Source organism: Streptomyces typhae, from assembly GCF_009755605.1.
In the GTDB taxonomy this organism is placed as follows: Bacteria; Actinomycetota; Actinomycetes; order Streptomycetales; family Streptomycetaceae; genus Streptomyces; species Streptomyces typhae.
Window position 1 is genome coordinate 24,202 of the sequence record NZ_WPNZ01000043.1, and the last position, 6,000, is coordinate 30,201.

At 73.2% G+C, this 6,000-nt stretch carries 5 protein-coding genes; 2 read left to right on the forward strand and 3 right to left on the reverse strand.

Annotation, left to right across the window (positions count from 1 at the left end; all coding sequences use genetic code 11):
- Positions 1-317: 317 nt before the first annotated feature.
- Positions 318-1,049, forward strand: a complete 732-nt coding sequence (locus GPA10_RS42025) for an LmbU family transcriptional regulator (RefSeq protein ID WP_198351862.1) — start codon at positions 318-320, stop codon at positions 1,047-1,049.
- Positions 1,050-1,138: 89 nt separating this feature from the next.
- Positions 1,139-2,287, forward strand: coding sequence for an ornithine cyclodeaminase family protein (locus tag GPA10_RS41095; RefSeq protein ID WP_343041898.1), 1,149 nt, complete (start codon positions 1,139-1,141; stop codon positions 2,285-2,287).
- A gap of 93 nt (positions 2,288-2,380) precedes the next feature.
- On the opposite strand, the gene GPA10_RS41100 is transcribed toward GPA10_RS41095, so the two are convergent.
- From GPA10_RS41100 to GPA10_RS41110, 3 genes are all read right to left on the reverse strand, one after another.
- Positions 2,381-3,697 carry a sulfite oxidase gene (locus GPA10_RS41100; RefSeq protein WP_157169866.1) on the reverse strand — a complete coding sequence of 439 codons (1,317 nt, stop codon included), beginning with the start codon at positions 3,695-3,697 and terminating at the stop codon, positions 2,381-2,383.
- 318 nt (positions 3,698-4,015) lie between these two features.
- Positions 4,016-4,624 carry a hypothetical protein gene (locus GPA10_RS41105; protein WP_058849208.1) on the reverse strand — a complete coding sequence of 203 codons (609 nt, stop codon included), beginning with the start codon at positions 4,622-4,624 and terminating at the stop codon, positions 4,016-4,018.
- Positions 4,625-5,782 carry an ROK family glucokinase gene (locus GPA10_RS41110; protein WP_058849209.1) on the reverse strand — a complete coding sequence of 386 codons (1,158 nt, stop codon included), beginning with the start codon at positions 5,780-5,782 and terminating at the stop codon, positions 4,625-4,627.
- Positions 5,783-6,000 lie beyond the last annotated feature (218 nt).

Consider the following 6,000-nt stretch of genomic DNA (forward strand, 5'->3'; position numbering starts at 1 on the left):
GGGGCGTGGGGCGGAAGCCGTACCGGCGCGGGGTGAGAAAGGAGATCGGGGACATCGGCGACGCTCTGGTCTGCGGCGACACCCGCGCGTGGCGGAGTACGACGTGACCCGGCGATAAAGGTTCGCCCGGAGAACACCGCGACGGGTCGCTGTCATGCCAACGGGACGCATTTCCGCACGCGGCGTGACGGCCGGTTTCCCCGGTGGTTGAATCACCTTCCACCATGCGCGTGACCGGGCCACGGAGTGGGTGGTTCGCGCTGGTCGCGCGGTGAGGGACCCGACGGGACCGATGCAGCGAGAGGTGGGTACGCACCATGATTTTCAGCGATGTCCAATTACCCTTGTCCGCTTACGAGGAGAGGGCCGAGGCACCACTCAGCAGCCTGACCGCGCACGCTTCTCTGGACAGAAAAGGAATCACCTTTCCTCCCGGCATGGCCAGACAATCCTGGGAGGCCTTCGGAAATCAGCTGAGAGACGTGTCGAGTTCTTTTGTCTGGTGGCTCGCGGACTGGATGATCTACGGCGAGAGCACGTACGGCCCGCGGTACCGTGACGCGATCGAGCGCACCGGGCTCGACTACCAGACCCTGCGCAACTACGCCTGGGTGGCCCGCAGGTTCGAGCACCACCGGCGGCACGAGGCGCTCAGCTTCGCGCACCACGCGGAGGTGGCCCGGCTGCCCGCCCCGGAGCAGGACTACTGGCTGCGCCGGGCCGAGCAGCACGCCTGGTCCCGCAACACCCTGCGGAAGCAGGTCCGGGCCGGCGTCGCCGAGCGCGGGAGCGGCACGGCCGCGTCGGCGGTGGCCGTGGCAGGGCGGTCCGCCGGCCGGCAGCCGGTCCCCGCGGACGGCGCCGGGTCCGCGGGCCGCGCGGCGAGGATAGAGATCGACCTGCCGGTCGGCGAGTTCGACCAGATCACCCGGATCGCGGAGTCCTTCGGCCTGAGCAACAGCGACTGGGCCGCCCGGGTACTGCAGTCCGTCGTCCGGTCGCTGGCCGAGACGGAGACGGGAGGCGATGCCCCGACGCCCGCGCCCTAGCACCGGCGCCAGTACGGAGAAGACCCAGAAGATCCAGAAGACCCAGAAGACCCAGGTTTGCTCACGGCCCGTCAGGTGAGGATCACCGGATGATCCCCGACCACGACGCCCCGGCACCCCAGGACCCGGCACCCGAAGCACCCGCATCCACACCCACATCCGCATCCGCATCCGCATGCGAAGCCCCGGCACCGCACCACCCCGCTCCCGGCGCGGCCTCACCTCCGGCCGCGACCCGTGCCCCTTCGACCCCCGGCGCCACAGCCCCCGGCGCCCTCCCCGCGCCCCAGGTCTCCGACCACCCACTCCCCCACCTCGACGCCGCGGCCCTCGCCCTGCTCGTCCCCATGGGCGCCGCCGTCGAAGCCGTCGAGGACGCGCTGGTGCGTGGCGGACTCGACCCCGAGGCCGAACCGGCCAGGAACGTCATCGGGCTGACAGGTGGTCAGCTCTTGCTCATGCCGTCGTCGACCAGCTCGTACGCGGGCGTGAAGGTCGTCACCGCGACGCCCGGCAACCCGGCGCGCGGGCTCCCCCGCATCCAGGGCCTGTACTTCCTCATCGACGGCGACACCCATCAGCCGCTCGCCCTGCTCGACGGCACCGCCCTGACCTCGCTGCGCACGCCCGCGGTGTCGGGTGCGGCGATCCGCCGCCTCGCCGTGCCCGACGCCGCGCGGCTGCTCGTGTTCGGGACCGGGCCGCAGGCCTGGGGGCACGTGGAGGCCGTACGGGCGGTGCGCCCCGGCCTCGCGCACGTGGACGTGGTCGGGCGGGACCGCGAGCGGGTGGCCGCGTTCGTGGACCGCTGCCGTGCCGCCGGTCTCACCGCGGCCGCCGCGACACCGCAGGACGTCGCGCACGCCGACGTCGTGTGCTGCTGCACGACCGCCCGCGAGCCGCTGTTCGACAGCGCGCTGCTCGCCCCGCACGCGACGGTGGCGGCGGTCGGCGCGCACGAGCCCGACGCGCGCGAGGTCGACGAACGCCTCGTCGGCCGGGCCACGGTGGTCGCCGAGTCCCGGTCCGTGGCCATGCGCGAGTGCGGGGACATCGTGCAGGCGGTCGCCACCGCCCGCTTCGACCTCGGACGGCTGCGCACGCTGCGCGAACTGGCCCGCGGCGAGGTGCCCGTGGAGGCCGGGCGGCCGCGCCTGTTCAAGTCGGCGGGCATGGCCTGGGAGGACCTCGCGGTGGCGGTGGCGGCGTACGAGGGATGGCGCGCCCCGGTGGACTGAGGCGCCCCGGTGGACCGACGCGCCCAGGTGGACCGGCGAACCCCGGTGGACCGACGCGCCGCCCGTCCCAGCCCTCTCTTCACATCGAGCGTTTCACTCCACCGTCACCGGGTGCCGCACCACCGCGTCGAACAGGTAGCCCTGCGTGTTGTGCGCGGTCGTGGCCGGCTGGGTGCGGCCGGTGGTGTCCGTGGCGCGGGCGAGCAGCACGGCGGGGCCGGGGGCGCGGGGGTGCCAGTCGGCGGACCAGCGGACCCAGCTGCCGCGCCGCGGTACGTCGTGCAGACGGGCGCGGCGCCAGGTGCCGCCGCCGTCGGTGCTGACCTCGACGCGGTCGACGGCGCCGCCACCCGACCAGGAGCGGCCCGTCAGACGGTGCCGCGTCCCGGCCGCCAAGCGCGCGTTCCACGGCAGCTCGAAGGCCGACTTCAGGGTCTGGCGGGTGAGGGGGACGGAGCCCTGCGGCGGGTGGCCGGGGCCGAAGAGACGGTAGAAGTCGGTGTTCCAGGGCGAGTACAGGGGCGTCGTCGACACCTCGATGTCGCCGACCCACTTCACGGAGGAGACGCCGATCCAGGACGGCACGACGACGCGCACCGGGTGCCCGTGATCGGGCGGCAGCGGCTCGCCGTTCATCTCGTACGCGAGGAGTACGTCGTCCAGGGCCTTGGCGAGCGGCAGCGGCCGGCGTACGCGGCCGAGGTTCGTGCCGTCCGCGGTGATGTAGTCGTCGTCGAGGCCGCGGGGCATGACGTCCACCGCGTGGCGCGCGAGGCCCGCCCGGCTCAGGACGTCGGCCAGCCGGACGCCGCGCCAGTGCGCCTGGCCGACGGCGCCGAGCGTCCAGGCCGTGCCGGACACCTGCCGGCCCTGCTGGGTGGTGAAGAGGCTGCGGCCGTTGCCCGCGCACTCCACGAACGCCGTGCGCGAGGCCGACGGCAGGCGCTTCAGGTCCGCGAGGGTGAACTCGCGTGCGCCGCCGGTGAGTCCGTCGCCCCAGACCGTCAGACGCCAGGTGCCGGCGTCGAGGCGGGGCGTCGTGGTGTGGTTGCGGACGAAGAAGTGCGACGCGGGGGTCAGGCGGCCGGTCGCCGCGAGCGCCTCGAAGCGGGTCTCAGCGTTGGTGCCGCGTACGGTGAACACGTCGTCGGGGAGCGGTTTGACGATGCCGGGAGCGGTTCCGGGGGCGGCGTGGGCGTGCGGGGCGCCGCCCAGGACGGGGACGGTCGCGGCGACGCCCGCGAGGCGCAGGACGTCACGGCGGGCCACTCCGGCGGCGCGGGCCTCGCCCGTGAGCCATTGCCGCAGCCGGAGGCGGTCGTACGCGGCTTCGCCGAGCGTGCCGGCCGAGGCCGTCGGCGTGCGCGGGCTGCTTGGAGTACGCGGGGTGCTCGGGGTGCTCGGGGTCATCGGATCAGCCTTCCGCGGCGGACGTGCCGGTCTCGTGGATGCGCGAAGTGCCGCGTGTCGTCGGCAGGTCGACGGCGCGCGGGAAGAGCCTGGGGCTACCTGGAACTACGGGGAACTACGAGGAACTACGAGGAGCTACGAGGAGCTACGTAGAGAGGGAGCCGGAGAGGATCAGCAGGATCGACAACAGCCGTGCGACGGCAGCGCGCGGGCCCGGAGGGCGCCGGTGACAGGGCTGCGACGGCTGAGGATCATGGCGACATGCTACGAGGCCGCGGCGGAACCCGCCACGGCCTCGGCCGACTTGCCGCCCGCGCGCTACGGCGTCGTCGTCGACACCACGTACACCATCGGATGGTGCGGGTCGGAGCGGTTGACCACGATGTCCTGGGTGGGCGTCGGGTTCTTCATCTCGTGCGAGAGGCCGAGCCAGGGGCCGGGGTCGGTGAACTCCCAGCCGACGACGTTGCGGTCGCGCTTGCTGATGGTGATGTCGTCCGCCTTCAGCGCGCCCGTGCCCTTGCCGGTGCCGGTCTGCTTGAGGAACTTGTCCAGGCCCTCGTTGCTGGTGAGGAACTGGACGTAGAGACGGCTGGTGCGCCAGTTGTTCGTCTCGTAGTAGGCGACCTCTTCGGAGTACGGCGGGATCGGTACGTCGTACAGGCGGCGCTGCACCTTGGAGGGCCAGCCCGCGGTGAGGCCGGTCGCGGAGTACTTCTTCTCCTTGTCGCGGCCGCTGTTGCGGCTCTGGTTCGCGGAGATCAGCAGATACACGGCGGGTACGCCGATGAGGAGCACGATCGTCGTCGCCGTGAGCCAGCGGCGGCGGATCATGTGGCGGCGGTCCTCGGGGGGACGCTGCCGCTCCCCGTCGGGGCCGGACCGGCCGGGCAGGTCCGGGGACGAGGGCTGGCGGGGCACGGTCATCTACTGGGATCCCTGGGCGGTGCGGTCGTTGGAGCGGCGGGCCTCGGCGTAGCGCTCGTAGCGTTCGTAGCGCTCGACGCGGCGGCGGTTGGCGCGGCGGAAGCGGCGGGCGACCAGGCGGGCCAGGTCGGCGGCGCCCACCATGCCGGCCTCGGGGCCGAGCTGGGCGCGGGCGATGCGGGCCTCGGGGCGGTAGCCGCGGCCGGTGAGGTGGCGGCGGAAGGCGTCCCGCGCGGGGCCGATGAGCAGGTCGTCGGCGGCGCTCACGCCGCCGCCGATGACGAAGCAGGACGGGTCGAGGGCGGCGGCGAGGTTGGCGATGCCGACGCCGAGCCACTGGCCGATGTCCTGGAGCAGTTCGACGCACATGGCGTCGCCCTCGCGGGCCAGCTCGGTGATGAGGGGGCCGGTGATGTCGGGGATGTTGCCCTGCACCCGGTCGACGATGCCGTACGCCACCGGGGAGTCGGCGGCGGCCAGCTCGCGGGCCTCGCGGACCAGGGCGTTGCCGGAGCTGTACTGCTCCCAGCAGCCGCGGTTGCCGCACGGGCAGCGGTGGCCGCCGGGGACGACCTGCATATGGCCGAACTCGCCCGCGACGCCGAACTTGCCCCGCTTGACCTGGCCGTCCTCCAGGATCGCGCCGCCGATGCCGGTGCCCAGGGTGATCATGACGAGGTGGTCCTCGCCGCGGCCCGCGCCGAAGCGCCACTCCGCCCAGGCGGCGGTGTTCGCGTCGTTGTCCACCATGACGGGTACGGCGAGGCGTCCTGAGATGCGGTCGCGCAGGGGCTCGTTCCGCCAGGACAGGTGCGGGGCGAACAGGACGCGGTTGCGGTCGGCGTCGACCCAGCCCGCGGCACCGATGCCGACGGCGTGCACGTCGTGCCGGTCGGAGAGGTCGAGGACCAGCTCGACGATGGTGTCCTCGACCACCTTCGGGCTCTTCGACTTGTCCGGCGTCTCCGTGCGCAGCGTCTCCAGGATGTTGCCGTCGGCGTCGACGACGCCCGCCATCACCTTCGTGCCGCCGATGTCGATGCCGACGGTGGGGACGCGCGGCGCCGTCAGATGCGAACGTCGCTCACGCGTGCCCACGGTCCGCAGGACGGTGGCTCGGGCGGAGCCGCGGTGCGTGAGGTCGCGGTAGGTGCTCATCGCGCCGATTCTGCCTCACGCTCGCGGGGGCGCGCACAACGGGGACCAACGTTCCCCGTGCCCCCGGGTGGGGGGACCACGGCTCCCCTCAGGGGCGCCCCCACAGGGGCGCGAGGAACTGCGCGGCCAACCACAAAAACGCCGCAGACGCGACTGCGCAGTACTCAGCAGACGCGACTGCGGATCCGATCGGGCTGAGCGCGCCGTTCCCCGCGCCC

Bases quoted from the DNA above. Each gene is read 5' to 3' on its own strand.
- GPA10_RS42025 (WP_198351862.1), top strand. From the start codon at position 318: ATGATTTTCAGCGATGTCCAATTACCCTTGTCCGCTTACGAGGAGAGG.
- GPA10_RS41095 (WP_343041898.1), top strand. From the start codon at position 1,139: ATGATCCCCGACCACGACGCCCCGGCACCCCAGGACCCGGCACCCGAA.
- GPA10_RS41100 (WP_157169866.1), bottom strand. From the start codon at position 3,697: ATGACCCCGAGCACCCCGAGCACCCCGCGTACTCCAAGCAGCCCGCGC.
- GPA10_RS41105 (WP_058849208.1), bottom strand. From the start codon at position 4,624: ATGACCGTGCCCCGCCAGCCCTCGTCCCCGGACCTGCCCGGCCGGTCC.
- GPA10_RS41110 (WP_058849209.1), bottom strand. From the start codon at position 5,782: ATGAGCACCTACCGCGACCTCACGCACCGCGGCTCCGCCCGAGCCACC.